The sequence below is a fragment of the Variovorax paradoxus genome (assembly GCF_024734665.1).
Taxonomy (GTDB): domain Bacteria; phylum Pseudomonadota; class Gammaproteobacteria; order Burkholderiales; family Burkholderiaceae_C; genus Variovorax.
The window spans coordinates 2,274,467-2,299,912 of sequence record NZ_CP102931.1 but is presented as its reverse complement, the minus strand read 5'-3'; the positions used below and the strand labels follow the sequence as shown (position 1 = coordinate 2,299,912).

At 67.1% G+C, this 25,446-nt stretch carries 25 protein-coding genes; 9 read left to right on the top strand and 16 right to left on the bottom strand.

From position 1 onward, the window contains the following. Positions 1 to 20: 20 nt before the first annotated feature. A complete protein-coding gene (locus NWF24_RS10770) occupies positions 21 to 1,283 on the top strand; it encodes an MFS transporter (protein WP_258354157.1) in 1,263 nt (420 codons plus the stop codon). Between the two features lie 14 nt (positions 1,284 to 1,297). On the opposite strand, the gene NWF24_RS10765 is transcribed toward NWF24_RS10770, so the two are convergent. After that, the gene (locus NWF24_RS10765) at positions 1,298 to 1,687 is read right to left on the bottom strand and encodes a RidA family protein (protein WP_258354156.1); all 390 of its coding nucleotides are present in this window, start codon (positions 1,685 to 1,687) and stop codon (positions 1,298 to 1,300) included. A 127-nt stretch (positions 1,688 to 1,814) separates the two neighbouring features. On the opposite strand from NWF24_RS10765, the gene NWF24_RS10760 reads away from it, so the two are divergent. Next, positions 1,815 to 2,753, top strand: a complete 939-nt coding sequence (locus tag NWF24_RS10760) for a LysR family transcriptional regulator (protein ID WP_258354155.1) — start codon at positions 1,815 to 1,817, stop codon at positions 2,751 to 2,753. Here NWF24_RS10760 and NWF24_RS10755 read toward each other — a convergent pair. The 3 genes from NWF24_RS10755 to NWF24_RS10745 form a co-directional block, all read right to left on the bottom strand. After that, entirely contained in the window at positions 2,737 to 3,180 is a 444-nt protein-coding gene (locus NWF24_RS10755; protein ID WP_258354154.1) for a cupin domain-containing protein, read from the bottom strand. The two genes, NWF24_RS10760 and NWF24_RS10755, sit on opposite strands and share 17 nt — an antisense overlap. A gap of 123 nt (positions 3,181 to 3,303) precedes the next feature. After that, positions 3,304 to 4,692, bottom strand: a complete 1,389-nt coding sequence (locus NWF24_RS10750; RefSeq protein ID WP_258354153.1) for an NHL repeat-containing protein — start codon at positions 4,690 to 4,692, stop codon at positions 3,304 to 3,306. A 189-nt stretch (positions 4,693 to 4,881) separates the two neighbouring features. Next, on the bottom strand, positions 4,882 to 5,625 hold the full coding sequence (locus tag NWF24_RS10745; RefSeq protein WP_258354152.1) for a tRNA-uridine aminocarboxypropyltransferase: 744 nt from the start codon (positions 5,623 to 5,625) through the stop codon (positions 4,882 to 4,884). A 121-nt stretch (positions 5,626 to 5,746) separates the two neighbouring features. On the opposite strand from NWF24_RS10745, the gene NWF24_RS10740 reads away from it, so the two are divergent. Then, a complete protein-coding gene (locus tag NWF24_RS10740; protein WP_093179481.1) occupies positions 5,747 to 6,574 on the top strand; it encodes an HDOD domain-containing protein in 828 nt (275 codons plus the stop codon). A gap of 33 nt (positions 6,575 to 6,607) precedes the next feature. On the opposite strand, the gene NWF24_RS10735 is transcribed toward NWF24_RS10740, so the two are convergent. From NWF24_RS10735 to NWF24_RS10680, 12 genes are all read right to left on the bottom strand, one after another. Further along, positions 6,608 to 7,819: a DUF1501 domain-containing protein gene (locus NWF24_RS10735; protein WP_258354151.1), complete on the bottom strand. Its 1,212-nt coding sequence runs from the start codon at positions 7,817 to 7,819 to the stop codon at positions 6,608 to 6,610. A 63-nt stretch (positions 7,820 to 7,882) separates the two neighbouring features. Next, positions 7,883 to 9,484: a DUF1800 domain-containing protein gene (locus NWF24_RS10730; RefSeq protein WP_258354150.1), complete on the bottom strand. Its 1,602-nt coding sequence runs from the start codon at positions 9,482 to 9,484 to the stop codon at positions 7,883 to 7,885. After that, positions 9,481 to 9,951: a hypothetical protein gene (locus tag NWF24_RS10725; RefSeq protein WP_258354149.1), complete on the bottom strand. Its 471-nt coding sequence runs from the start codon at positions 9,949 to 9,951 to the stop codon at positions 9,481 to 9,483. Before NWF24_RS10725 ends, NWF24_RS10730 begins: the two co-directional genes overlap by 4 nt. 123 nt (positions 9,952 to 10,074) lie before the next feature. Further along, positions 10,075 to 10,761 carry a DsbA family oxidoreductase gene (locus NWF24_RS10720; RefSeq protein WP_258354148.1) on the bottom strand — a complete coding sequence of 229 codons (687 nt, stop codon included), beginning with the start codon at positions 10,759 to 10,761 and terminating at the stop codon, positions 10,075 to 10,077. A 46-nt stretch (positions 10,762 to 10,807) separates the two neighbouring features. After that, positions 10,808 to 12,217 (bottom strand): MFS transporter, encoded by a 1,410-nt coding sequence (locus NWF24_RS10715; RefSeq protein WP_258354147.1) that lies wholly within the window; start codon positions 12,215 to 12,217, stop codon positions 10,808 to 10,810. A 46-nt stretch (positions 12,218 to 12,263) separates the two neighbouring features. Then, complete coding sequence (locus NWF24_RS10710) at positions 12,264 to 14,132, bottom strand: bifunctional sugar phosphate isomerase/epimerase/4-hydroxyphenylpyruvate dioxygenase family protein (protein WP_258354146.1); 1,869 nt, start codon at positions 14,130 to 14,132, stop codon at positions 12,264 to 12,266. Between the two features lie 134 nt (positions 14,133 to 14,266). Then, positions 14,267 to 15,031, bottom strand: coding sequence for an alpha/beta fold hydrolase (locus NWF24_RS10705; RefSeq protein WP_258354145.1), 765 nt, complete (start codon positions 15,029 to 15,031; stop codon positions 14,267 to 14,269). Beyond that, positions 15,028 to 16,254 (bottom strand): multidrug effflux MFS transporter, encoded by a 1,227-nt coding sequence (locus tag NWF24_RS10700; RefSeq protein WP_258354144.1) that lies wholly within the window; start codon positions 16,252 to 16,254, stop codon positions 15,028 to 15,030. Before NWF24_RS10700 ends, NWF24_RS10705 begins: the two co-directional genes overlap by 4 nt. Then, positions 16,251 to 16,673: a carboxymuconolactone decarboxylase family protein gene (locus NWF24_RS10695; RefSeq protein WP_258354143.1), complete on the bottom strand. Its 423-nt coding sequence runs from the start codon at positions 16,671 to 16,673 to the stop codon at positions 16,251 to 16,253. The genes NWF24_RS10700 and NWF24_RS10695 overlap by 4 nt, the downstream gene beginning before the upstream one ends. Next, entirely contained in the window at positions 16,670 to 17,881 is a 1,212-nt protein-coding gene (gene pcaB, locus NWF24_RS10690) for a 3-carboxy-cis,cis-muconate cycloisomerase (RefSeq protein ID WP_258354142.1), read from the bottom strand. The genes NWF24_RS10695 and pcaB overlap by 4 nt, the downstream gene beginning before the upstream one ends. 16 nt (positions 17,882 to 17,897) lie before the next feature. Next, complete coding sequence (locus tag NWF24_RS10685) at positions 17,898 to 18,731, bottom strand: shikimate dehydrogenase family protein (protein ID WP_258354141.1); 834 nt, start codon at positions 18,729 to 18,731, stop codon at positions 17,898 to 17,900. 28 nt (positions 18,732 to 18,759) lie between these two features. Beyond that, the gene (locus NWF24_RS10680) at positions 18,760 to 19,683 is read right to left on the bottom strand and encodes a shikimate dehydrogenase family protein (protein WP_258354140.1); all 924 of its coding nucleotides are present in this window, start codon (positions 19,681 to 19,683) and stop codon (positions 18,760 to 18,762) included. A gap of 199 nt (positions 19,684 to 19,882) precedes the next feature. Between NWF24_RS10680 and NWF24_RS10675 the strand changes: the two genes are divergently transcribed. From NWF24_RS10675 to NWF24_RS10650, 6 genes are all read left to right on the top strand, one after another. Beyond that, entirely contained in the window at positions 19,883 to 20,677 is a 795-nt protein-coding gene (locus NWF24_RS10675; protein WP_258354139.1) for an IclR family transcriptional regulator domain-containing protein, read from the top strand. An 82-nt stretch (positions 20,678 to 20,759) separates the two neighbouring features. Beyond that, complete coding sequence (locus NWF24_RS10670; protein WP_258354138.1) at positions 20,760 to 21,770, top strand: Bug family tripartite tricarboxylate transporter substrate binding protein; 1,011 nt, start codon at positions 20,760 to 20,762, stop codon at positions 21,768 to 21,770. Between the two features lie 26 nt (positions 21,771 to 21,796). Next, a complete protein-coding gene (locus tag NWF24_RS10665; RefSeq protein ID WP_093050550.1) occupies positions 21,797 to 22,462 on the top strand; it encodes a response regulator in 666 nt (221 codons plus the stop codon). Beyond that, positions 22,463 to 23,881, top strand: coding sequence for a sensor histidine kinase (locus NWF24_RS10660; protein WP_258354137.1), 1,419 nt, complete (start codon positions 22,463 to 22,465; stop codon positions 23,879 to 23,881). A 13-nt stretch (positions 23,882 to 23,894) separates the two neighbouring features. Next, on the top strand, positions 23,895 to 24,905 hold the full coding sequence (locus tag NWF24_RS10655) for a Bug family tripartite tricarboxylate transporter substrate binding protein (protein ID WP_258354136.1): 1,011 nt from the start codon (positions 23,895 to 23,897) through the stop codon (positions 24,903 to 24,905). Beyond that, entirely contained in the window at positions 24,905 to 25,333 is a 429-nt protein-coding gene (locus tag NWF24_RS10650; protein WP_258354135.1) for a DUF6194 family protein, read from the top strand. Before NWF24_RS10655 ends, NWF24_RS10650 begins: the two co-directional genes overlap by 1 nt. Positions 25,334 to 25,446: the final 113 nt, after the last annotated feature.

The window sequence follows — 25,446 nt, the reverse complement described above, 5'->3', positions numbered from 1 at the left end:
CTTCTGGCTGTGAAAACCCGATGAGCGCCACTTCCGCATCTCGCCCACGCATGGGCCTCGCGCGCCTGCTGCCTTCCGGAGTCGATCCAGGCGCCTTGCCCTTGCTCGCGGCGCGGGGGCTTCGCGCCTTCGGGGACGGGTACATGGCGGTGCTGCTGCCGGCCTACCTTCTGTCGATCGGGCTCGGAACGCTGGAGGTAGGCATCGTCAGTACCGCGACGATGCTGGGCTCGGCGCTGGCCACGCTCGCAGTCGGTGCTTGGGGATACCGCTTTGCCGGCGGTCGGCTGCTGCGCGGCGCTGCTTTGCTGATGGCCGCTACGGGCCTGGGCTTTGCGGGCCTGTCCTCGTTCTGGCCGTTGTTGGTGGTCGCACTGGTCGGCACGCTCAACCCCAGTTCCGGCGACGTCAGCGTGTTTCTTCCGCTTGAGCACGCCCGCCTGGCAGCGGCGGCACAAGGCCATGCACGAACCGCATTGTTTGCACGCTACAGCCTTCTGGGTGCCCTGTGCGCAGCCTTGGGTGCGCTCGCCGCCGCTGTGCCGGACTGGCTGGTTCGGCACAGCGAGTTCGCGCGGCTCGACGCGCTGCGCGGGATGTTCGTGGTCTACGCGGCAATCGGGCTGATCGTCTTCTGGCTCTATCGGAATCTGCCGGCCTACGCTGGCGCCAACAACGCGGACAGCCTGCCTGTCGCGCCAACACCCCTGGGGCCGTCGCGCCGCGTCGTGGTGCGATTGGCCGCACTCTTCAGCGTCGACGCGTTTGCCGGCGGACTGACGGTCAACGCGCTGATGTCGCTGTGGCTGCTGGAGCGATTCGGCTTCTCGCTGACCCAGGCCGGCGTGTTCTTCTTCTGGACCGGCCTGCTCAGCGCGGCGTCGCAACTCGCTGCACCATTGGTCGCTCGACGCATCGGGTTGCTGAACACGATGGTCTTCACGCACCTGCCGGCCAACGTCTGTCTGGTGCTGGCAGCGGTGGCGCCAAGCCTGCCTGTCGCGCTGGGCCTGCTGATGATCCGCAGCGCGCTGTCGTCGATGGATGTGCCCACGCGAACGGCCTACGTGATGGCGGTCGTGACGCCAGCGGAACGCAGCGCCGCGGCGAGCTTCACCGCCGTGCCGCGGAGTCTGGCCGCAGCCATCAGCCCGACGCTCAGCGGCGCGCTGTTCGCAGCCGGATGGATCTCGTTGCCGCTCGTCGCATGCGGGTTGCTCAAGATTTCCTACGACCTTGCGCTCTGGCGTGCCATGCGACGGGATCGACTCGACGAGGAGTAGCCGCTCAGCGGCTTCTATGGGAGCTTCGCAATCACCTTGATCTCGAACTTGAAGCCGTAGAGCCACGTCACGCCGATGCCGGTCAGCGTCGGGTGCGGCGCGCTGCCCCAATAGTCCGGCAGCACCTTCCAGACCGTGTCGAAGTTCGACTCCGGGTCGACGATGAAGACGGTCACGTCGACCACGTCGTCGAAGGTGCAGCCCGCAGCCCCGAGGATTCCGTTCAGGTTTTCGAACGCGAGCCGTACCTGCGCCTCAAGTTCGGGCTCAGGAGAGCCGTCTTCGCGGCTGCCGACCTGCCCTGAAACGAACAGGAAGCCGTTGGAGCGGACTGCCGGCGAGTAGCGGTTCTTTTCATAGAGCGCCTGGCGCCCGGGCGGGAAAACGACGTCGCGTTTGGCCATGAGTTGCTTCTTCCTTCTTTGATGACGATGAAGGGACTTTAGGCAGCCGTGCTTTCCCGATAAACGGGCAAAGCCAACAATCACTGTTTGCAGAACCCAAACAATCCTCGAACCAGGAACAGCAGACATGGACCGTTTCGATGCGATGCAGGCATTCGCCCGCGTGGTGGAAGCCGGCAGCTTCACCAAGGCGGCCGAGACACTGCACATGAGCAAGACCAGCGTGACGCAGCTGGTGCAGCAACTGGAGGCAAGGCTGCGCGTGAAGCTGCTCAACCGCACGACGCGCAAGGTGAACGTCACGGCCGACGGGGCGGCCTACTACGAGCGCGTGGTGCGCCTGCTGGCCGACATGGACGATGCGGAGACCAGTCTGTCGAGCGCCTCGGCGTTGCCCCGCGGACGGCTGCGGGTTGATGTGCCGAGCCCGCTGGCTCGCATGATCCTGGTGCCGGCAATGCCGGCGTTCCATGCCCGCTACCCCGACATCCAGCTCGACATGGGCGTGAGCGATCGCATGGTGGACGTGATCGGCGAGAACGTCGATTGCGTGGTGCGCGGCGGCGAGCTCACCGACCAGTCGCTGATGGCGCGCCGCGTGGGCGACCTGCAGCTGGGGGTTTACGCGGCGCCGAGCTATCTGGAACGCGCGGGCATGCCTTCACACCCGCGGGAGCTGGAAGACACGCATCACCGCATCGTGGGCTTCCTGTGGTCGCGCAGCGGCAAGACCTTTCCGTACGCCATGCGCCTCGGCGACGAGAGCATCGAAGTGCAAGGCCGCTATGTGCTGTCAGTTGATGACGGCAACGCCTACCTCGCGGCCGGGCTGGCAGGCATGGGAGTGCTTTGGCTGCCGGACTACATGGCCGAGCCGCACCTGCCGAGCGGCGAGCTGGTGCCCCTGTTCGAGGACTGGCAACTCGATCCGATGCCCTTGTACGTGGCGTTCCCGCCGAACCGGCATGTCAGCGCCAAGCTGCGGGTGTTCATCGATTGGGTCGTCGAGCTGATGGCACGCCACACGCCTGTCGGCGACCGGCGCGATGTCAGGTCGCGACGGTAACGCCGTTGCGCTCGAGCACCGCCAGCAGCTTTGGAATATCGGGCGGCCCGGCCGGGATCTCGTGGTCGACGGCGGCGAACATCTGGGCGGCCAGCGCGTTCTGCCCGGTGATCTCGAGCATCTGCCCGCCACCCTTGCCATAGTGAAAGCCGTGCACCGTGCCGCGCGGTACATGCACGAGCGTGCCGGGCCGGCACATGTGGGCAGCACCGTCGCAGAGAAACTCGACCTCGCCACCGAGCACGTAGAAAGATTCGTCCCAGTCGTGGCTGTGCGGCGGCGGCCCGGTTCCTTCGTCACCCCGCTGCAGGGTGATGCCATAGCTCTGCGTCGCCGCGTTCGATGCCAGCACCGTCACCTTCGTGCCGAGCACGTTCAGAGGAAGTTCACGCCGGTCGGGCGTCAAGACAAAGTACGGAATCGTCATGGTCAAGTCCTCGGGAGTGCGAGCGCGATTCTGCGCGCCCGCACTCCAGGAGACATATGCCGATGCTCCGGATGCAGCCTTTTCATTCCGTTACCGACGGTGGACCCTGCGTCTGCGGCGACCTCAGGGTGCGCGAACCGGCGTGACCTTGCGGATCAGGTTGCCGAAGGTGTCGGCCACGTACAGGGTGCCGCCGGCGTCCACAGTCACCCCGTAAGGCTGCTTGAACGTGGCGGCCGCGCCGATGCCGTTCTGCGCGCCCAGCACGCCGCGCTGGCCGGCGATCGTGGAGACGACGCCTGCCGGCGTGATCCTGCGCAGCAGGCTGTTGCCTGTGTCGGCCACGTAGACATTGCCGTCGCTGTCCACCGTCAGGCCGCCTGGCATGCTGAAAGATGCCGAACTGCCGGCCCCGTCGGTCGCGCCAATCTGGCCTGAACCGGCCAGCGTCGTGACCACGCCGCCGGGCGTGATCTTGCGGATCCGGTTGTTGCCGCTGTCGGCAACGTAGACGTTGCCGGCCACGTCAGTCGCAATGCCATAGGCCTGCCCGAAAGATGCCGCAGTCCCCGTGCCGTCGGCGAAGCCTGCAGTGCCCGAACCGGCCAGCGTGGTGACGTCGCCGGCAGGCGTGATCTTGCGGACAACGGCGCCGATGAATTCGAGCACGTAGATGTTGCCGTCGGCGTCCGTGGCCACCGATGAAGGGGTATTGAACGTGGCAGAGGTGCCGTGGCCATCGAGCGAGCCGATGGCGCCACTGCCTGCGAGCGTGGTCACGTCGGCTGCGGGCGTGATCTTGCGGATGCGGTTGCCGCCGAATTCCGCAGCATAGGCATTGCCCGTGGAGTCCAGCGCAAGGCCGGACAGGCCCGAGAACGAAGCTGCCGTGCCGTTGCCGTCTTGCGAAGTACCGCTGCTGCCACCGCCCGCAAATGTCGTGACATCGCCAGCGGGCGAGATCTTTCGCACAAGGTTCGTTGCCGTATCCGACACGAGCAGGTTGCCGCTCTTGTCGACGACCACGCTGTACGGGAGGTAGAACGACGCCGCGCTGCCGTTGGCATTGACCGAGCCGATAGCGCCGGACCCAGCGAACGTGGACACCTGCGCCACTTCCGCCGAGCAGGCGACCGCCACGTCGCCGACGTCGGCCGAGGCCTTGCCGCTGCCCTTGGTCACGGTGCAGAACTGCCACAGGGGCTGGGTGCGTATGCTGACCTCGTAGGCCGAGCCTTCGGTGAGCGCGGTGGCAAAAGTGAACTTGCCGTCGGCCGTGAGCTTCAGGTCGTCGCCCGCATTGTTCTGGAGCACCAGGCTGCCAGTGAGACCGGTGACGGTGCCGCCGACCGTATGCGTCACGACGACGGGGGGCGGTGGCGTCTGCACCGGCGCAGCAATCGGCACAAAGCCCGAGCCGCCACCACCACCACCGCCGCAGGAAGCCAGCAACACGATCGCACTGGCCACGACGCCGCAGCGCCCGTAAAAACTCACTTGACTGGAAAACATCCACTGCCCTCTTTGGTTTTGTCGATTCACGAAAAGAAACCCGCGCTCCGCGCCGAAGTGCTACCGGCGGTTTCAGATCGTTGATTCTTGTTAACTATTTGTTTCTTCGCCATCGCCGGAACTAGGTAGATGGCGGAGCGAGGCACGGCGGCGCCCACCCGCGCGGCGCCGCGGCGGCGGGCAGAGTCTTCAGGGCCGCGAGGCGGACACTTCGCGCAGGCGCTGATGCGCCGCACCATCCCAAGCCACGGGCTGCTGGTTCTTCGCGCTCAGATAGTGGTGCGTGAACACCACCAGGTAGGCATCCAGCGTTTGCTCGGCGGCATGCTCGCCTGCCAGGTTCATGCACATCGCGGCCACCTCGCTGGTGCAGAAATGGTCATCGCGGCCGGAGTTGCGCAGCTTGTATTGCGTGATCTGTTCCGGCTGCAGGCTCAGCACAGGTAGCCGGTCGAGGTAGGGGCTCCTGCGAAACATCTTGCGTGCCTCGGCCCATGTCGCGTCGAACAGGATGAAGAGCGGGCGTTTCGCGGTGCCGCTGCTGGTCGCCTCAGGCGACGGAACGGTCAGTACCACGCGCTCGGGCGCCGCATACTGCCCCGGGAACACCACGTAGGGTTGCCATTGCGGGTCGTTCAGCAGTGCCAGCAGCGCGGGATCGGTTTCGGTACGGGCCCAGCCGAAGGCGAAGGTATCGGCCACCACGTCGGCGACCAGCCAACCGGTGTTGGTGGGCTTGAGCGGCTCGATGTCGGCCATGAGCAGGCACACCCCCGCGCGCGTTGCCACCGAAGGGCGCACGGCGCACATGCAATGACTGGGCACCAGGCGGCAGCCCGCGCAGCGCTCGCGCTTGAAGCCACCACGGGCGAGAAAAGGCTTGGCGCTTCGCGCCAGGCGGGCGGCGCGAAGGAGGGAGAGGGCGTGGGGCATGCGCCGATTCTCGACCCCACCGGAATCCGTAGAAATTACACATTCGCGCCGATAGAGGCTCTGGCAGGCCCTGCGCTGGAGGAAAATCCATTGCATACAAAGGCAATACGCCCATAACGCCATGACACTCGACGAACTCTTTGCCAATGACGAGTCGCTCCCCACCGTGCCGAAGGTGGTGTCCGACCTGATTGAGATGCTGCGCGACGACGACGTGCCTTTCGCGGCCATCGCGCATCGGATCGAGCTTGACCAGGTGCTCGCGGCCAGGGTGCTGCAGATGGTCAACTCGCCGTTCTTCGGCCTTCGGCGAAAGATTTCCTCGATCCAGGGCGCGATCCTGATGCTCGGCCTCTCCGCCATCCGGTCGTTCGTGGTGAGTTCGGGTCTGTCGGGCGCCTTCAGGAAGGTGGACGGAGTCAACCTTCCGGCGTTCTGGGCCCACAGCCTGCGCGTGGCGTCGGTCTCGAGGTACCTGGCTTCCAAGACCCGGCACGTCGACCCCAACCTGGCGTTCACCGCGGGCAGCATGCATGCCATCGGCCACCTGATCATGGCGCAGGCAATGCCCGATCGCATGGCCGCGCTGAATGCCGTCCACCCCTTGGATGCGCTGGGGCGCGCACAACTCGAGCTTGTCGAGTTCGGATATCACTACGGCGACGTGAGTGCTTCTCTGGCGCAGCGCTGGGGCTTCGCTCCCGACCTGGTCGGTGGGCTTTCGAGCTTCGTGAGCCCGGCAAAGTCGGAACATGCCGATGCGCTCGGCGGCGTTCTTCATCTGGCCGTGTGGCGCGTGGCACTGGAGCGCCAGGGCGTAGACCTGAGCAATATCGGCGGCTTCTGGCCGAGCCAGTCGGCGCTGGCCGTCGGTATCACCGAGGACATGGTCCAGGAAATGCCGGCGCCGCGTGAGCTTGCCGCGGACCTCGAATCGATGATCGCCTGACCGTACTTCGGCTTCGGCCTTGGCCTTCGCGCGCTAGACCAGTTGCAGGTCTTTCGGCGCCACGCCATCGAACACCCGTGCAAGCTGCGCGGGCGACAACCCATACATCCGCTTGAACAGCCCGCCGAACACCGCCCGGTATTCATTGAGCACTGGATAGTCGCGGTTCTGGAAAAGCGTGGCCTGCGTCAGCGCCTGCTGCTCGCCCACGACGCGCCCGCCGGCCTGCGCCGAGAGGCCGCCGCCGAGCACCCAGTAGACGGTGCCGTGCCCGTGATCGGTGCCGCGGTTGCCGTTCTCGCGGAAGGTGCGGCCGAACTCGCTGATGACGACCACCACGGTCTGGCGCCATGCGTCGTCGCCCATCTCCTGCGCGAAGCCGGCTACCCCGCGGCCCAGTTCTTCAAAGCGATTGGCGAGGTAGCCGGTGGCACCGCCCTGCCCCACGTGCGTGTCCCAGCCGCCAACGTCGACGAAGCCCAGGTCGAAGCGGTCGCGCATCAGCAGCGCCATGCGGCGCGCCACCAGCTCGAAGCCCTTGGCGGTCATGGCGTTGCGGCTGGCGGCGTCCATCTCGGCCTGCACCGCGCGAGTTACCTCGTCGCGCACCTGGAAGCCCTCGGCGACCGGCTGGGCCAGCGCGGTGTTGCGGTACATGCCCGTGATGATCTGGCTCTGCCGCGCATCGATGCCCGAGCGTGCGTTGCCCGCGATTGCCATGTTGGCCGCCTTGGCGCTGCCGCGCATCGAAATGGGCAACTGATCGGTGAAGGCGATGGGCGACACGTCGGTAACGGGCCCTGCGCCGAGCACACCGGCCAGCCGGTTGAGGAAGCCCGATCGGTAGTCGCGGCGCTTGTCCAGCGCCTGGCCTAGCTCGATGGAGTCCTGTGTTTCGAAGTGGCTGCGCGTGAGGTCGTCGGTGCCTGCGAAGGCAATGAAGGAGGCCTGCTTCTGCTGGAACATCGGCATCACGCTCTGCGCCAGCGCGGGGTGCAGGCCCCAGTTGTTGTCGAGCGGCAGCGCGCCGTTGGGCGTGCCGGGGCGCGCGATGGCGATGTTGGGGCGCGAGGCGTAGTAGAAGTCGCTGCTCGTGGGCACGAGCAGGTTGCTGCAGTCGTACGCGCCGCGCAGGAACACGACCAGCAGCTTGGCGCCTTCGGCCGCGGGCGCGGCCATCAACTGGCCAGCGGCGCCCGCGAACGGGGCGGCGGCCATGAGCTTCAAGAGTTCTCGACGTTGCATGACGGTTGTCCTTTCTTCTGTCTTGCCCCTTCCCCCAAAGGGGGAGGGAGAAAAACCAAAACCTCAGCGGCGCATCAACTCCGGCGATGCCAACAGGAAGGTGTTCCACTCCTGCGGGTTCTTCGCCTGCGCCAGCGCCTCGCGCGTGTCCGTGCTCATGCCAACCTGCATCGCGCGCACCGCGTGCGAATCGGCCAGCTGCGGGAAGGCCGGCTTCTCCAGCGGCGCCTTGTCGTCCGTACGAAACAGCACTGCGCCATTCGCGCCGATGGCGCGCGCAATCTCGAAGCGCGTGTTCATCTGCCCTGCGCTCGCCCAGGCTGCCTCGTTGAGCGGATAGCCATCGGGCGTCTCGTGGCCGTACAGCTGTTCGCCCATGCGGTTGATCCAGCCGAGCATCGGGTTCACGTTCGACACCACGCGGTCGTCGTAGGCGAGCCGCACGCCGGCCATCACGTAGTGCACCGGGTCGCGGAACTTGCGGCCCAGCGATGCAGTGAACTCGGGCGACTCGAACAGCGCCTTCAGCGTGATGGCGATGTCGCCGTCGCTGCGGGTGAAGGCAGCGGCCATGCGGTCGACCAATGCCTGCGGCGGATCGTCGGAGACGAAGTACACGGCGAGCTTGCGCGAGATGAAGCGCGCGGTAGCCGGCGCGCGCGCCAGGCGGTCGAGCGCTTCGTCGGCCTCGGCCAGGCCGCTGCTCTTGATGGGTTGGCCCAACAGCGTCTTCGGGCCGTAGTCGTGACGGTTGGGGTTGAACTCGAACAGGCCCTTGCGCACGTAGTCGGCGCGCACGGCCGGCCGCACGTTCGGCGGCGGCGCGTCGAGTGGCTGGTTGCTCACGCCCACGCCGGTGAGCACGCGCGCCAGCTCCTGCACGTCGCCCTGCGAATAGCCGCCGCCCACGCCTAGCGTGTGCAGCTCCATCAGCTCGCGTGCGTAGTTCTCGTTGATGCGGTTGGCGGCGTTCTGCGCGTTGTCGAGGTAGCGCAGCATTGCCGGGTGGTGCAGCGTGGCGCCGAGCAGGTCGCGAAACTTGCCGAGTGCGTGCGGGCGAATCGCGTTCTCTTCATAGTCGCCCACCATCGCGCGAATGTTGTCCTTGCGCAGGTTGACGTTGAAGTGGTTCATCCAGAACCACGTCATCTGCTCCTGCAGCTGGTTGGGCGAGTACAGCGCGCGCAGCACGAAGCGTTGTTGTGCTTCGCGTACCAGGTCGTTCAACCGCTGCTGGTAGGCCTGTCGCGCGGCTTTCTTCTGGTCTTCGTCGGGTAGCGCATCGGCCGCCTTGCGTTGCGCGTCGAGTTCGGTGACGAGCTGGTCGAGCGGCGTGCGCGAAATGCTCATCGCGTCGATCTGCGCCTGCGCCGCGGGTGGCAGCGGCACGGGGCGCGGGTTGAGCTGGTCGCGCATCCACAGCGACAGGCCGCGCTTTGCAAGCTGCGCATCGCTGCTCGCGTTGGCGCCCCAGCTCACGCGGTCTAGCCAGCGCAGGCGGGCGGCGTCATTGAGCGGTGCTGAAGGCAATGACACCGACACCACGGGCCGCTGATCGCCCGGTGCGCTTGCGCAGGCCGCGAGCAAGGCCAGCGCACACGCACCGAGCGCCATTGACGCGCGGCGCACCGAAAAGATCGACGCAGTGACCGGCATCACGATCATTCCATGCGCATGTCGTGATGGCGCACGTCGCCGATGGCGTGCTGTGCAGTATTGAGCGCCAGGTCTACGTGCGCCAGGCCGCGCTGCTGGAACGGCCTCGAGCGCGGGTCGTCTTCTTCGCGCGCCACATCGGAGCGCACCTTGCGCAGCAGGTCGACCGCGGCATGCAGGCGGCCTTCGCGCGGCAGCCACGCATCGGTGGGCTCGCGCCATTCGAGGGGCTTGCCGTCTAGCCATGCCGCGCGCTGCAGGTCGCCGATGGCGGCGTGGATCTCGTCGACCACCACCTGCTCGTCGCGCGAGATCAGCCCGTCTTCGGGGCGGCGGTGCTCCACCTTCCAGGCGGCCGCTTGCAGGTCGGACAGGGCGTGGAGGTAGAACGGATGCTTGCCGTATTCGTCGGCCAATGCGGGCAACGAAGCCGCAGCCATGAGGGCGAGTGCGGCAATTAGGCTTTTCTTCTTCATCTTCGGAGCTCCTGGGAGTGATGGTGAGTCAAGGACGCCTCCTCAACCATCCGGACCCGCTCCGCGTTGACGCTCTTTACCCTCGTAACGCAGCGCAAAGGTGGCGCCTAAGCGCCAGCTAAGTCAGGCTGCAGACAGGCTGGACGGCGCAGCGCCTGCAATCTGCCGCAGGGCGCGCTCGAACACCTCGACGGGTTGGCCGCCCGAAATGAGGTGCTGGTCGTTGATGATGATCGCGGGCACCGAGTGGATGCCAGCGTCGGTGTACATGCGCTCGCGTTCGCGGGTTTCCTGTGCGAACTCGTCGCTGTTCAGGATCTCGCGGGCACGGGCTGCGTCGAGCCCGGCTTCGGTCGCCGCGCGCACCAGCACTTCGGAGTCCGAGGGGTTCTGGCTGTCGGTGAAGTAGGCCTTCAGCAGCAGCTTCTTCAGCGCCGCCTGCTTGGCCGGACTTTCCAGCTCGGCCCAATGCAGCAGGCGGTGTGCGTTGAAGGTGTTGTAGACACGCGGACGGCCTCCGGGGCTGAACTCGAAGCCCACTGCCGCGCCGCGCTGGCGGATCATTTCGCGCGCCTCTGCCTGCTGCTCGCGCGTGGAGCCGTACTTCTGGTTCAGGTGCTCGAAGGTGTCCTGCCCTTCGGGCGACATCTGCGGGTTCAGCTCGAAGGGCTGGAAGTGCAGCTCCGCAGTGACGTCGGGCGCCACCTTCCTGAGCGCCGCCTCGAGCGCACTCAGGCCTACGGCGCACCAGGGACAGGACACATCGGAGACGAAGTCGATCTTGAGGTGGGAAGAGGTAGGGGTAGTCATGGCGCCATTCTTCACGGCGCCACAACCCTTGGTGCACGAAAGGTTTTCAGGCCGCGGCCTTGGCCAGGCGTGCGTCGTGCAGCGTCTTCTCGCGCAGGCGGTCGTACTCCTGCTTGTCGACCGGCACAGCGTCGGGCTTGCCGAGGTCGTTCATCCGGATGCGGTAGGTCTCCCGTGCGCTGAGCGCGGCCAGGGCCGCCAGCACCGTCACCGCGAAGGTGATGGCACCCACGGTGAACCACACGTTGGTCGAGCCGGGAGGCGCAACGGCGGCGAACAGCGCGGGCAGCAGCGCGGTGATGGTGGTGCCGATGTTCTGCGAGATGGCCATGGCCGACACGCGGTTGCGGGTGCGGAACAGCTCCGGATAGAAGCTGGGGAAGGTCGCGTTGTAGCCCTGGTACACGATGCCCCACATCAGCAGCGACATGGCGATGGCCAGCGGCACGTTGCGGATGCTGATGGCATACAGGTACACGAACGACAGCAGGCCAGAGAGCAGCGCGCCGACGACGATCGGTGGGCGGCGGCCGATGCGGTCCGAGAGGTTGCCCACGAACGGAATCACGATCACGGCGAGGATGTTGCCGAGCACGGGAATCCACAGGTACACGTCTTTCTGGAAGCCGATGCCGTAGGCGGCCTGCACGGCATAGGCCGCGCCGAACACGGTGGCCACCACCGGAATGACGTTCATCAGCGCCATGCAGACCACGCGCAGCATGTCGCCCCAGCTGTCGGTAAAGGCCTGGACGATCGGCGCCTTGGCCACTTCGCCCTTCTTGTCGACTTCGGCGAAGGCCGGCGTCTCGTCGACCTCGCGACGGATGATGTAGCCCGCCACGATGACCAGGAAGCTCAGCAGGAACGGAATGCGCCAGCCCCACGAGTTGAAGGCATCCTCGGGCATGTAGTGCGCCAGCGGCAGGAACACGGCGGCCGCCAGAATCTGGCCGGCCTGCACACCCTGCAGCGTGAAGCTCGCGAAGAAGCCGCGGCGGCCGAACGGTGCGTGCTCAAGAATCATCGAGCTCGCGCCCGAGATTTCGCCGGCCACAGCAAAGCCTTGCACCAGGCGCAGCAGAACCAGCAGCGCCGGTGCCAGCAGGCCGACCTGGTCATAGGTAGGCAGCAGGCCGACGGCCACGGTCGAGAAGCCCATCAGGAACATGCACAGCACCAGCACCTGCTTGCGCCCGTGCGTGTCGCCCCAGTGGCCGAGCACAAAGGCGCCGATGGGGCGCGCGACATAGCCCACGCCGTAGGTCGCGAGCGACGCGATGATGGCGGTCTGGGGGTCGCCCTTCGGAAAGAAGATCTGCGGAAAGATCAGCGCCGCCGCGGTGGCGTAGATGAAGAAGTCGTAGTACTCCAGCGCCGAGCCGATCCAGCCGCTTGCTGCGGCCTTCTTCGACTGGTGCCTGCCTTGCGGCTCATGGGCTGTGTTGGTTGCCATGTGTTGTCTCCAGTGTTGACGAAAAAAATCAGATCAAGAAATCAAATCAATCCTGCGCCTGCGAAGCCATGCGCGCCGGTGCGTTGAGGGCACCGTAGGCGTCGTAGTTGCCCACGCGCTGTGCGACCTCGAAAAACAGTCCGCCCTCGAAACTCTCGGTATAGATATGCAGGTAGTCGCCGGCCGGCGAACGGTCGAACAGCACGCCTGCTTCGCGCATGCGCGCCAGCAGTTCGGGCGCGATGTCGATGCGCGTGGCCAGGTCGTCGTAGTAGTTGTCGGAGATGGGCACGAAGCGCGTGCCGTTTGCACGCAGCCTGGCGGCCGTGTCGAAGATATCCGTGCAGCTCAGCGCAATGTGGTGCACCGCGCCACCGCCCGTCACGCTCAGCGTGCGCGCGGTGCGGGTGCGCTGGCTCAGCGACACGTTGAGCACCAGGCGCAGGCTGCGGTCGGCGTTGGCGACGCCGCGGCTGCGGATCAGGCCGAAGGGGTCGGCGAGCTCCAGGCTCTCGCCAGGCTCCAGGCCGAGCACGGCGCGCGTGAACAGCACCCAGGTGTCGAGCTGGTCGACGGCCAGGCCCAGCGCCACGTGGTCGATGCGCTGCAGGCCGGCGTCGTTAGCGCCGGTGCCATCGTCTTCCAGGATGAAGTCGGCTTCGTACAAACCGTTGTCGCCCAGCGCTTCGGGCACGAAGTGAATGAGATTGCCGCCCGGCGCAACGATGGCCGGCACGCGCAGTTCGTTGGGGCCGACCGGGCTGTCATGCCGCTGCGAACGCATGGCGGTGGCTCGGCCCACGGCCGCGATGGGATCGTCGCAGCGCACGCCCAGCGCGCACACCGAGGTGCCGTGCGCCTCGAAGCGGCCGCGCGCAAACGAATCGGGCTGGGCGTTGACGATCAGGTTGATCTCGCCCTGGCGGTACAGCGTCACGGCCTTCGAGCGGTGCTTGCCGATGCGGCGGAAGCCGAGTTGCTTCACCAGCGTGGCCAACGTGACGGCAGATGCCTCGTCGGCCGCGAACTCGATGAACGACAGGCCGGAGAGCGCCGGCAACGGCGGCGGGTTGAACAGCTGCACGGGCTCAACGTCGTCCAGCCGCTGCCGCGCTTCGCTTTCAAGGTACAGCAGCGAGCGCATCGCATCCACCGCGGTGCGGCGGTTCGGCGTCTCGCGAAAGATGTCGTTGAAGATCTCCAGCGACAGCGGCCCGGTGTAGCCCGCGCGCAGCACCTGCTCGAAGAAGCCGACCACGTCGAAGTCGCCCTGTCCCGGAAACGAGCGGTGGTGGCGCGCCCACTGCAGCACGTCCATCGACAGCAGCGGCGCATCGGCCATCTGCAAGAAGAAGATCTTGTCGCCCGGAATCTTGGCGATGCCAGCCGGATCGTCCTTCAGCGACAGCGTGTGGAAGCTGTCGAGGATCAGGCCCAGGTGCGCGTGGTTCGCCTGCTTCACGATCTCCCAGGCCTGGCCGTACAGCGAGGTGTGGCGGCCCCAGGCGAGTGCCTCGAAGCCCACGCGCAGGTTGCGGCGCGCAGCGCGCTCGGCCAGCTCGTGCAGTTGCGCGGCGGCCAGTGCCGGGTCGTTCACCGACAGCGGCGAAGTGTTGGAGCAGCAGAGCACCATCGGCGCGCCCATGGCCTCCATCAGGTCGAACTTGCGCTCGGCGCGCTCCAGGCTGCGGCGGAACTGCGGCTCGGGCATGCCTTCGAAATCGCGGAACGGCTGGTACAGGTCGATGGTCAGGCCAAGGTCGCCCGCGATGCGGCGCAGCTCGCAGGCCGTGCCCTTGAAGTTGATGAAGTCGGCCTCGAACAGCTCGATGCCATCGAAACCGGCGGCGGCGACGGCTTCGAGCTTCTGGCGGAGCGTGCCGCTGAGCGAGACGGTGGCAATGGAGCGATGCATGGGGGTGGACTTTAGGAACACCCGGCCCTCGCCACAATCAATTCAGAAGGCAAATGATCGATGATCGATCACATACGTGCAGTATTCGCACGAAATACGGGATACACCTAGGCCGCTTGCCAGGCCAACAGCCCTCAAAGGCTGCGCCAGAAATCGATCAGCAGCTGTGTGAACTCCACCGGCCGTTCGACCGCGCTCAGGTGCGCGGCATCGATGGTGGCCAGGCGTGCACCCGGAATGGCGCCCACCATGGCTTGCGACATGGCCATTGGCGTGGCCTCGTCCTGCAGCCCGCCGATCACCAGCGTGGGCACAGCAATGCGGTGGTTGCTCTCGCGAAAATCGATGGCCGCGACGGCGTTGCAGCTCTCGATGTAGCCCTGCGCGTCAGTTCGCACCAGCACGTCGTGCAGCGTCTTCGCGGCGACTGCGCCTTCTGGCGTACCCACGTAGGCCGGCGTGAGCCAGCGCGCCACGGCGCCCGGGGCGATGGCGGCCACGCCTCTCGCAGCCACCGTCTCGACGCGTGCACGCCAGGGGGCCTGGTCGGGGTAGTAGGCAGCCGAATTGGCGATCACCATCGTCTTCAGCAGCTCGGGGTGCCGTACAGCCAGCGCCTGCGCGGTCATGCCGCCCATCGACAGGCCGACGAAATGCACGGGCTCGCCGTCCGCCTCGCGCTGGATGAGTTCGGCCACGTCCTGTGCCAACGTCTCGACGCGCAGCGCGCCGGGCACCACCTCCGACGCGCCGTGGTTGCGGTGGTCGTAGCGCAGCACCGTGTGGGCGCGCGAGAGCTGCGCGGCCACGCCGTCCCACATGCTCAGGTCGCAACCGAGCGCATGGCTGAGCACGACGATCGGGCCTTCGCCCTCGCGAACGACATTCAAACGGGTCATGGTGTGGTTTCCTTTTTCGGATGTTGAAGACGCGGCAGCCAGAGGAACGCGATGGCCATCAGCACGCAGCCGGCCAGCAGCATCGGCACGACCATCGGCCAGGCGCCGTTGGAAAAATCGGCATCGACAAATCTTGCTGCCAGCTGCCCCACGCAGAACGCGACCATCATCATGCCGAAGCCCGACCAGGACACGGCCCGGCCCGCCAGATGCGGCAAGTCGCCCACCGCGCCCGCCTGCCCGCAGGGCTGGTGGATGCCATGGCCGAGGCAGTACACGGCATGGCCGAACAGCAGCGGCACGGCGCTCAGCGGCATCAGCCAGCAGCCGAGCGCCTGGATGACCGCACCGGTCAGGCTCAGCGAAGCACCGAGCCGCACGGTGCGCACCGGCCCGTAGCGCCGCAACAGCGTGCGGCACATGGTGGTGCTGAAGATGTAGACCAGCGAGCCGCCGGCCGGGATCCAGCCGTACCACGCGGGCGACCAGCCCAGATAGCCGATGTAGACCATCGGCGACAGCAGCAGGAAGCAGAACAGTCCGCCGTAGGTCGTCGCGGCCACCGAGGCCCAGGCGCGGAACGACCGGCTCGCGAACACGGCGCGCGTGCTGCCGCGCGGCGCAGACGATTCCCCCTCGCTCAGCAACGGCTTGCGCGTTTCACCGAACGAGCGCCAGCACAGTGCAAACAGCAGCGTGGCATACACCGCCATCGCGACCATCACCCAGCGCCAGCCCGCGCCCTGCACCAGCCATGCGCCGAGCAGCGGCGCCATCAGGCCGACCACGCCCAGCCCGGTGAGGCCGCGCGCCATGACATGCGGGCCTTCGTGCGCCGGATACAGGTCGCGCACCGCCGCGCGCGAGCACACGAGAATCGCCGCCATCGAAAAGCCCTGCAGCGTGCGCCAGCCTGCGAGCAGCGCCACGCTGCCCGCGAACGCGCCGCCCAGCGCGGCAATGGCATAGCAGCCGAGCCCCGCCAGCAGCACCGGCCTGCGACCGAAGCGATCGGCCAGCGGGCCGCACAGCAGTTGCGCAAAGCCGAAGGCCAGCACGAACAGCGTGAGGCTGGTGCTGGCCGAACCGAGCTCCTTCGCAATGGCGGGAAGCGCGGGGAGATAACTGTCGGTGGCCACCGGCTGCGCCGCTAGCAGTAGCGGCAGCAGCAAGGCGAAGGAGACGTCGAACCGGCCCTTCTTGCGGGCGACCGGCGCGGTCACTGGGGCAGCGCAGGCAGCAGGCCTTTTTCGCGCAGGATGCCGGTTGCGATGCCGAAGGCATGGTTGGCCACCGGCACGCCGCAGTAGATGGCGGCCATCATGATCACTTCCTTGATGTCGTCCGGCGTGAGGCGCGACTCGGGCGGGCCGTCGAGTGCGGCGCGTACGTGCATGGCGAATTCTTCATACGCGTGGATGCCCAGCATCATCGACAGCACCATGTAGCGGCGCGTCTTGTCGCCCAGTGCGGGGCGGCCCCAGATGTCGTTCCACGCGTGGCGCGTGATGAGTTCCTGGAACTCGGCGTTGAAGCCGTTGCGGTTGGCGAGCGATTTGTCGACCCAGGCATCGCCGAGCACGCGGCGGCGGTTGACGAGGCCGGATTCGTAGTCGTCGGCCGGGGTTTCGGGGGCGGTCATTGAGCAAGTTCCTTGTCTGTGAGCCGGGCCTGCAGCGCCTTCACTTCGGCGAGGGCAGTCTGTCCGGCGTTGTGAGCGAGCGCGGGGTCGAACCATTCGTCGGCCGCGTCGCGTGGGAGTTCGGCGCGCAGCCGGTCGATGTTGGCGCGCATGCGCGCGGCGTCGACCTGCAGGCCTGGCAATGCGCCCGCCATTGCGCGCACGCTGCCGTGCGCCGACATCAGCAGCTGCGGCCATTCGGCCAGCTCGGCCTGCCAGGCGCCGAGCGCGCGTTCGTGTTGTTGCGGCATGGCGCCGAGCAAGGCGGCCACGCGCTGTGGCGCACGGTGCGCGGCGGCGATGGCGACCATCGAAGCCACCGGGTTGCGCTTGTGCGGCATTGCCGACGAGCCGCCGCGGCCCGGCTCGCTGGGCTCCGCGACTTCGACCACTTCGTACTGCCCGAGCAGCGCGATGTCGACCGCGATCTTTCCGAGGCTGCCGGTGATTAGGCCCAGTTCGCAGCCAAGCGCCACCCATTCGTCGCGCTGCGTGTGCCACGTTGCGCCGGGGTCGCCCAGGCCGAGCTCCTTGGCCATGCGCTTGCGCACGGCAGCGCCCTGCCCCTTCATCTGCGCCAGCGTGCCGACGGCGCCGCCGAGCTGCAATTGCAGCGCGTGCTTCGCGGCGTCGCGCAGGCGAATGCGGCTGCGCACCAGCGGCGCGGCCCAGCCCGCGCACTTGAAGCCGAAGCTGGTGACCGAGGCCGGCTGCATCAGCGTGCGCGCGAGCATCGGCGTTTCGGCATGCGTGACGGCCAGGCGCAGCAGCGCGTCGGCCGCCTTGGCAAGGTCGGTCTCGATGAGCGCGACCGCTTCACGCGTGACCAGCGCCATTGCGCTGTCGATCACGTCCTGGCTGGTGCTGCCGAAGTGCACGAAGGGCGCGGCGTCGGCATTGAAGAGGCCGACGGCCTCGCGCAACGCCTTCACCAGCGGAATCGCGACGCTGCCCGCGCGGCCGCTCTCGCGCACGATCTTGGCAACGTCGAACAGCTCGACCTTGCAGCTGCTGACGATCGAATGCGCAGCGCTCTCGGGGATCAGCCCTTCGGCCACCTGTGCGCGCGCGAGTGCCGCTTCGAAGCGAAGCATGGCGTCGACGAAGGCGCGGTCGCTGAAGGCGCCTAGCGTTTCGGACGTGGAGAGGAAGCCTTCAAAAATACTCATGCGATGACCTAGCCTTTCAATATTTCAATTGGGCCACGGCACGCAATTCCTCCGGGGAGGCTGTGCCGAATCCGAAGAACTCGAGGTACGCAGGGATCATTTCGAACAGCATGTCGGTGCCGACCTGCACCTGGCAGCCCTTGGCTTTTGCAGCCTGCAGCAGTGGCGTGTATTCGGTCTTCATGACCACCTCGCCGACGAAAGTGCCGGGGTCGATGCGGTCCACGTCGAAGGGAAGCGGATCGCCCTCCTTCATGCCGAGCGGCGTGGCGTTGACGACCACGTCGTAGCCGGCCGGGTCCTTCGAGCCCGTGCTCACCTTCATCTGCGGATAGTGCTCGCGCAGCCGCGCGGCCAATGCGCCGGCCGAGGCCTCGCTCATGTCGAACAGCATCAACTCCGCGGCTCCGGCGGCAGCAATCGATGCGGCAATGGCCGAGCCAACGCCACCCGTGCCCGACACCAGCACGCGCGCGCCCTTGAACAGGCGCCCCTTGCGCTCTACGCCGCGCACGAAGCCCGCGCCGTCGAACTGGTCGCCCAGCAACGTGCCGTCGGGCCGCTTGAGGATCGCGTTGCAGGCGCCCGCGACGCGCGCCGTGGGCGTCACCTCGTCGACCAACGACATCGTCGTCACCTTGTGCGGCATGGTCACGAGCGCGCCGCGCAGGTTGCTGAACCTGAAGATCTGCGGCAGCGAGGCCGCGTAGTCCTCGGGCTTCACGCCCATGGGCACCACCACAGCGTCGATGCCGTGCTTGTCGAACCAGGGGTTGTAGATCATCGGGGCCTTGAAGGCCTCGGTGGGATAGCCGATGTGGGCGATGAGCGTGGTCTTGCCGGAAATCATGTCGGTTGTTTCTTTGAAAAATCGGGGCTCAGGCGACGCTGGGCGAGTGGTAGCGCAGGGGCTGCGCAATTTCGGCTTGCATGGCCGGTGGGTAGATGATTTCGCGCAGGAAATCGGCGTCGGCCTGCATCGCGGCGGCAGCGTCCAGATGGCCGAAATAGCGGAAGTAGTGCGGCATCTGCTGGATGAGCATCTCGAAGCCCGCCTGCGCGTTGAGTCCGCGCGCTCGCGCTGCCTGCACCAGCGGCGTGGGCTGGTTGCGCAGAAGAATGTCGAACAGTGCCGCATGGCCGTCCATGCGCGACACGTCGAGGGGCAACGCATCGCCTTCGACCAGCCCCAGTTGCGTGGCGTTGATGACGAGGTCGTAGCCTTCGGGCGCGTTGCTGTCCACGGCAACCACAGTTGCGTCGAAGAAGGCGTCGAGCTTGGCCGCCACGCCTGCCGCCTTGCCAGCGGCTCTGTCGTAGAAGGCGATGTGCGCCGCGCCATTCACGGTGCCGCCCTCGGCGAGCGCAACGCCGATGGCCGCCGCGCTCACGCCCGCACCCAAGATCAGCACGCGCTTGCCACGAAAGGGAATGTTGTAGTGGTCGAGCGCGCCGATCAGGCCTTCGCCGTCGAACAGGTCGCCTTCGAGCTGGTCGCCCTCGGTGCGGCGCACCACGTTGACCGAGCCGGCCACGCGGCCGAAGAGGCCGCAGCCGTCGAGCAGGTCGACCACCAGCGGCTTGTGCGGCGGCGCGATCACCATGCCGCGCACGTTGCGCGCGAGAAAGGCCGATTTGAAGAACACCGCGAAGTCGCGCACCGGCACCTGCATGGGCAGCAACACGGCGTCGATGCCGAAGCGCTCGAAGGCGGCGTTGAACATGCGCGGCAGCCGCACATTGCGAACCGGGTCGCCGGGGATCAGGTAAGCCTGGGTACTGCCGCGGATGGAATGGCTCATGTGCGTGCTTCCGTTCGTCAATCGCTCTTTTCGAGGGCGGATGCCGAGCTTTATAGTCGCTTCGCCTGAATCACGCAGCCTTCGACAGCTTAAAACGTTCGATTATCGAACTGAAAAAATCACTGATCGTTCAATTCAAGGGTTTTCACTGTCATCAAATGCAAACTCCGAACCCATCCACACAGGCACACTTCCGCCCATGAGCAAGGACAGCAAGGACGACCCGGCGCCGCCCCCCGGCCTGGACAAGCGCGACTGGATCGCCGGCCTGGAGCGCGGTGTGAGCATCATCGAAGCCTTCGACGACGCCAACCCGCGCCTCACCGCCAGCCAGGCCGGCCAGCGCACGAACATGACCCGCACCGCCGCGCGGCGCTATCTGCTGACCTTGCAACACATGGGCTATGTGGCGAGCGACGGCAAGCTCTTCTGGCTCACGCCGCGCGTGCTGCGGCTGGGCCAGTCGTACCTGGAGTCGGCCCGGCTGCCGCGCGTGGTGCAGCCCTTTCTGCAGCGGGTGGCGGCGGGCACCAACGAGATCGCGTACCTCAGCGTGATGGACGGCGACGAGGTGGTCTACATCGCGCGCAACGGCCCCAACCGCAGCATGAGCACCGGCTATGTGCTCGGCGCGCGCGTGCCGGCGCAGGTCACGGCCTCGGGCATGCTGATGCTGGCGCTGCGCAGCGACGCCGAGCTGAGCGAATGGCTCACTACCCGGCAGCTGACGGTTTTCACTTCGCACACCATCGCGAGCATGGAGCGCATGAAGCTCGAGCTCGCGCGTATCCGGGCGCAGGGCTGGGCGCTGTCGGAGCAGCAGCTCGACCTGAACTCACGCGGCATTGCGGTGCCGCTGCGCGACCGGCACGGCACGCTGGTGGGCGCGCTGAACATCACGATGCCGATGGGGCACGAGAGCTCGGAAGATGCGGTTGCTCGGGTACTGCCTGTGCTGCGGGAGACGGCGCAGGCGATGCGCAATCTGATCTGACCGTCTGACTGACAGCTTTCCGACAGCATCCACCGGGCACGATGCGCGCTTTCAATCCAAAAGCGCTGGAGACACAAGCACCATGTCCGACTTCTTTTCCCCGAACGACGCCCGCCTGAACCGCCGCCACTGGCTGCAGGCTGGCGGCGCCCTCACCCTCGGCGGGCTGCTGCCCTCGCTGGCCTCCGCCCAGGACACCTGGCCCAGCAAGTCGATCCGCTTCGTCGTGCCCTTCGCCCCTGGCGGCAGCTCCGAGATCGTCGCGCGCTCGACCGCCGCCGAGCTCTCGCGCACGCTGGGCCAGAGCGTGTTCGTCGACAACAAGCCAGGCGCGGCCGGCAATATCGCGATGAGCGAAGTGGCGCGCAGCACCGACCAGCACACGATCATCCTCGGGCACATCGGCACGCTGGCGGTCAACCCGTACATCTTTGCCAAGCTGCCCTACGACGCGAACAAGGACTTCAAGCCCGTGAGCCTGCTGGCCAAGGTGCCCAGCCTCTACGTGGTGCACCCCGACGTGCCGGCGAAGAACCTCAAGGAATTCATCGCGTATGCCAAGTCGAAGCCGGGCAAGCTCAGCTACGGTTCGGCGGGCAACGGCAGCGCGGGCCACCTGGCCTTCGAGTACCTGAAGATGACGGCCGATGTGTTCATGCTTCACGTGCCCTACCGCGGCACCGGCCCGATGGTGACCGACCTGCTCTCGGGCCGGCTCGACGCCTCGGCCATCGGCGCGGCAGCGATCATTCCGTTCATCAAGGCGGGCAAGGTGCGCTGCATCGCGACCGGCTCGGCCAAGCGCCTGCCGCAGTTGCCCGATGTGCCGACCGTGGCCGAACAGGGCTTCCCGGGCTTCGAGATGACTCAGTGGTACGGCATGCTCGCGCCGGCGAACATCACGCCTGCCAACCTGGCCAAGCTTTCGGCCGAGACGATGAAGGCCGTGAAGTCGCCCGACTCGATGCAGCGCCTGACGGCCGACGCGGCCGAGGCCGTCGGCGGCACGCCGGAGCAGTTCGCGCAGTTCATCGCTGCCGAGCAAACCCGTTGGCAGAAGGTCATCGCAAGGGCAAACATCAAGCCCGACTGAGCAGCACAGGCTCTAGCATCGGCGCCATGCGCATCCTGCTGGCCGAAGACGAACACACCCTGGGCACCTGGCTCTGCAAGGCACTGGAACATGCGGGCATCCAGGTCGAATGGGTGGACGACGGGCGCCTGGCCGACCGGGCGCTGCAGCAGCGCGACCACGATGCGCTGGTGCTCGACCTGGGCCTACCCGGGCTCGACGGGCACACGGTGCTGCAACGGCTGCGCGAGCGCGACCAGCGCTTGCCAGCGCTGATCCTCACGGCGCGCGACTCGCTGAACGAGCGTGTGGCTTCGCTCAACGCGGGCGCCGACGACTTCCTCGCCAAGCCCTTTGCGCTGGCCGAGCTCGAAGCGCGCCTGCATGCGCTGGTGCGCCGCGCGCGTGGCGTGGAGCATCCGCGGCTGGCCTGCGGCCCGCTGGTGTACGACGGCGCGCGCCGGCACTTCACGCTGAACGGCGAGGCGCTGGCGCTCTCGCCGCGCGAACTGGCGGTGCTGCGCGTGCTGGTGCAGCGCAGCGGCGAGCCGCTGTCGAAGCAGCAGATCCTCGAGCGCGTGTTCTCCGACGATGAAGAGGTGCACCCCGAGGCGGTGGAGGTTTTCGTCTACCGGCTGCGCAAGCGGCTCGACGGCACCGGGGTTCGCATCGTCACGTTGCGCGGGCTCGGCTATGTACTGGAAGCAGACTGAGTGCGCGTGACGCAGGGCATCGTCAACCGCCTGCGCCGTGCCAGCCTTTGGCAGCGGCTCGCACTGCTGCTGTTCCCAGCCCTGCTGGTCGTGACAGGCCTCGAGCTGTGGATGACGCGGCACGACGCGCTGGCCGCCGCCAACGCGGCCTACGACCGCTCGCTGCTGGGCGCGCTCAAGTCCATCGACGCCAACATCTCGACAGCCTCGGGTGGCCTGTCGGTCGAGCTGCCGTACACGATGTTCGAGTTCTTCGAGCTGACGGCGAGCGGCCAGGTGTTCTTTCGCGTGTCCACGTCTGACGGGCTGGTGGAGCTCGGCAGCGCCGACCTGCCCGCGCCGCCCACCGAACTGGCGATGGGCGTGCCGGCCTTCTACGACGCCACCTACTTCGGCGAAGCAGTGCGGCTCGCGGCCTACCGCCGCGATCTCGACCGCGCGCCGGCCGGCAGCACCGGGCGCAGTGTGCTGATCCAGGTGGGAGAAAGCACACGCTCGCGGCAGGAGTTCAGCGCGCGCTTCGTGCGCAGCGCGGCATTGCGCGACGGGCTGGTGCTGGCGATGCTGCTGTGCGGCACCGCCCTGGCGCTGGCGGCGGCGCTGCGGCCGTTGTCGCGGCTGGCGCGCGAAGTGGGCTCGCGCACGCCCGACGACCTCACGCGCATCGCCGAGACCGACCTGCCTGCCGAGGTTCGCCCGCTGGTGGCCGCGGTCAACCAGCAGATGTCGCGCACGCAAGACCTCGTGACGCAGCAGCGCCGGTTTCTGGATGACGCCTCGCACCAGCTGCGCACCCACCTCACCACGCTGCAGATGCAGGCCGACTACGCACGGCGCGAGCAAGACCCGACGCAAGTACAAGTGGCACTAGACGCGCTGGGTACCGAGATCGGCCGCGCGACGCGCAGCGCACAGCAGCTGCTGGCGCTGGGCCGCAGCGACACGGTGTCGGTGGAGCCCGCCGAGTTCGACCTTGCAGGCTTGCTACGAGAAGTGGCGGTCGACCTGCTGCCGCTGGCACGCGCCAAGCGTATCGACCTGGGCATTCATTCGCCCACGCCGGAGTTCCTTGCCGTGGCAGACCGGGGGCTCATGCGCGAGGCGCTGGGCAACCTTGTGAGCAACGCGATCACCTACACGCCGGCCGAAGGCACGATCACGCTCTTTGCCGCGGGCGACGCGGCGGGCTGGAGCCTCAACGTCGAGGACAACGGCCCCGGTCTCGGCGACGAGGAACGCGCCGCGCTGGGCCAGCGCTTCCGGCGCGGCGCGCGCGCCGGCAAGGGCGGCTTCGGGCTCGGGCTGGCCATTGCGCGCTCCATTGCGCAGCGGCACCGGGGCGAACTGCGGCTCGAAGCGCGCGAGGCCGGCCCGGGGCTGCATGCGATCATCTGGTGGCCTCGCCCGGCCGCCATCTGACGGGCCCACTGCCATGTTCACGCCCCCCACCCGCCGCCATGCACTTCGCGCGTTGTGCGCGTTGCTGATGCCTTTCAGCGTGCGTGCGATGGCCGCCAACGATCCCTCCGAAAACGCCGCCGACTGCGTGATCCCCGCCAAGGCCGGCGGCGGCTTCGCGCTGACCTGCGCGCTGGCGCGCGACGCGTTGCAGGCCGTGCGGCCCGCGCGGCCGCCGCTCACCCAGCGCTACCTGCCGGGCGGCATTGGCGCCGTGGCTTTCGACCGCGTCGCCACAGGCAAGCTCGGCGGCCCGGGCACGCTGGTGGCGTTTTCCAGCGGCTCGCTGCTCAACCTCGCGCAAGGCCGCTTCGGCCCGCATTCGCCCTCGGCCGTGCGCTGGATCGCCACGCTGGGCACCGACTACGGCGTAATCGCCGTGCATCGCGACTCGCCCTACAAGCGCCTGCAGGACCTGGTCGCCGCGCTGCGGCAAGACCCGTCGCGCATCGCCTTCGGCGCGGGCGGCACGGTCGGCAGCCAGGACTGGGTGAAGGCCGCACTGCTGGTGCGCGCGGCGGGGCGCGATCACAAGGCCATGCGCTTCGTGTCGTTCGAGGGCGGCGGAGATGCATTGAGCGCATTGCAGGGCAAGCACGTCGACGTGTTCCCCGGCGATGCAGCCGAAGCCCTGCAGGCCATTGCGGGCGGCGCGGCGGTGCGCCTGCTGGCCGTGCTGTCCGACAAGCGGCTGGGGGGGGCGCTCACCGGCGTGCCGACCGCACGCGAGCAAAGCGTGGACCTGGTGTGGCCGACCGTTCGCGGCCTCTACCTGAGCTCAGACGTGCCCGAGGCCGCCGTGCGCGCATGGACCACCGCCTGGCGCGAAGCAAGCGCTGCGCCCGCCTACGCTGCCTTGCGCGAGCGACATGGGCTCTACCCCTTCGACCTGACCGGCCCCGCGCTCGACGACTACGTGCAGGCGCAGATCAAGACTTACCGCCAACTCGCAGACGAACTGGGCCTTCGGCGCTGGCCCTCCTGATGAACACAGGCAAGATCGCGCTCATGACCGAAGACGCCATCACCGAACACTTCATCGACCTGCTGGCCGGCGGCCACTTCCAGGTTGCCGACGACAACACCTTCTTCTTCCACAACTCGGACAACAAGTTTCCCTTTGCCACCCTCGTGACGAAGGACAGCGAGTTCGACAACGCCTCGAATCTGGACCGCCCCGGCGTATTCCGCCTGAACATCGGCGTGGGCAAGGAGACCTTCCACGCGCTGTTCGGCAAGACGGACACCACCGCCATCGACTACACCGCGCTCGACAGGCTGATGCCACATCCTGTGTACGGGAAGATGTACTGGGTCAGTGTGATCAACCCGAGCGACAGGACATTCGAGACGATGAAGCCGCTGATCGCAGAGGCCCACAGCCTCGTGGCCGCAAGAGACAAGAACAAATAGACAAATAGCCCGGCAGCTGTCTGCCGGGACCCGCACAGTGATGTTCCTGGAACGCCAATTTCGGCGGGGATCCGCCATCCGAATCCAGATTACGCATTGAAACAAAAAGCATA

Coding starts and splice junctions, on each gene's coding strand:
- NWF24_RS10770 (WP_258354157.1), top strand. CDS start 21: ATGAGCGCCACTTCCGCATCTCGCCCACGCATGGGCCTCGCGCGCCTG.
- NWF24_RS10765 (WP_258354156.1), bottom strand. CDS start 1,687: ATGGCCAAACGCGACGTCGTTTTCCCGCCCGGGCGCCAGGCGCTCTAT.
- NWF24_RS10760 (WP_258354155.1), top strand. CDS start 1,815: ATGGACCGTTTCGATGCGATGCAGGCATTCGCCCGCGTGGTGGAAGCC.
- NWF24_RS10755 (WP_258354154.1), bottom strand. CDS start 3,180: ATGACGATTCCGTACTTTGTCTTGACGCCCGACCGGCGTGAACTTCCT.
- NWF24_RS10750 (WP_258354153.1), bottom strand. CDS start 4,692: ATGTTTTCCAGTCAAGTGAGTTTTTACGGGCGCTGCGGCGTCGTGGCC.
- NWF24_RS10745 (WP_258354152.1), bottom strand. CDS start 5,625: ATGCCCCACGCCCTCTCCCTCCTTCGCGCCGCCCGCCTGGCGCGAAGC.
- NWF24_RS10740 (WP_093179481.1), top strand. CDS start 5,747: ATGACACTCGACGAACTCTTTGCCAATGACGAGTCGCTCCCCACCGTG.
- NWF24_RS10735 (WP_258354151.1), bottom strand. CDS start 7,819: ATGCAACGTCGAGAACTCTTGAAGCTCATGGCCGCCGCCCCGTTCGCG.
- NWF24_RS10730 (WP_258354150.1), bottom strand. CDS start 9,484: ATGATCGTGATGCCGGTCACTGCGTCGATCTTTTCGGTGCGCCGCGCG.
- NWF24_RS10725 (WP_258354149.1), bottom strand. CDS start 9,951: ATGAAGAAGAAAAGCCTAATTGCCGCACTCGCCCTCATGGCTGCGGCT.
- NWF24_RS10720 (WP_258354148.1), bottom strand. CDS start 10,761: ATGACTACCCCTACCTCTTCCCACCTCAAGATCGACTTCGTCTCCGAT.
- NWF24_RS10715 (WP_258354147.1), bottom strand. CDS start 12,217: ATGGCAACCAACACAGCCCATGAGCCGCAAGGCAGGCACCAGTCGAAG.
- NWF24_RS10710 (WP_258354146.1), bottom strand. CDS start 14,132: ATGCATCGCTCCATTGCCACCGTCTCGCTCAGCGGCACGCTCCGCCAG.
- NWF24_RS10705 (WP_258354145.1), bottom strand. CDS start 15,031: ATGACCCGTTTGAATGTCGTTCGCGAGGGCGAAGGCCCGATCGTCGTG.
- NWF24_RS10695 (WP_258354143.1), bottom strand. CDS start 16,673: ATGACCGCCCCCGAAACCCCGGCCGACGACTACGAATCCGGCCTCGTC.
- pcaB (WP_258354142.1), bottom strand. CDS start 17,881: ATGAGTATTTTTGAAGGCTTCCTCTCCACGTCCGAAACGCTAGGCGCC.
- NWF24_RS10685 (WP_258354141.1), bottom strand. CDS start 18,731: ATGATTTCCGGCAAGACCACGCTCATCGCCCACATCGGCTATCCCACC.
- NWF24_RS10680 (WP_258354140.1), bottom strand. CDS start 19,683: ATGAGCCATTCCATCCGCGGCAGTACCCAGGCTTACCTGATCCCCGGC.
- NWF24_RS10675 (WP_258354139.1), top strand. CDS start 19,883: ATGAGCAAGGACAGCAAGGACGACCCGGCGCCGCCCCCCGGCCTGGAC.
- NWF24_RS10670 (WP_258354138.1), top strand. CDS start 20,760: ATGTCCGACTTCTTTTCCCCGAACGACGCCCGCCTGAACCGCCGCCAC.
- NWF24_RS10665 (WP_093050550.1), top strand. CDS start 21,797: ATGCGCATCCTGCTGGCCGAAGACGAACACACCCTGGGCACCTGGCTC.
- NWF24_RS10655 (WP_258354136.1), top strand. CDS start 23,895: ATGTTCACGCCCCCCACCCGCCGCCATGCACTTCGCGCGTTGTGCGCG.
- NWF24_RS10650 (WP_258354135.1), top strand. CDS start 24,905: ATGAACACAGGCAAGATCGCGCTCATGACCGAAGACGCCATCACCGAA.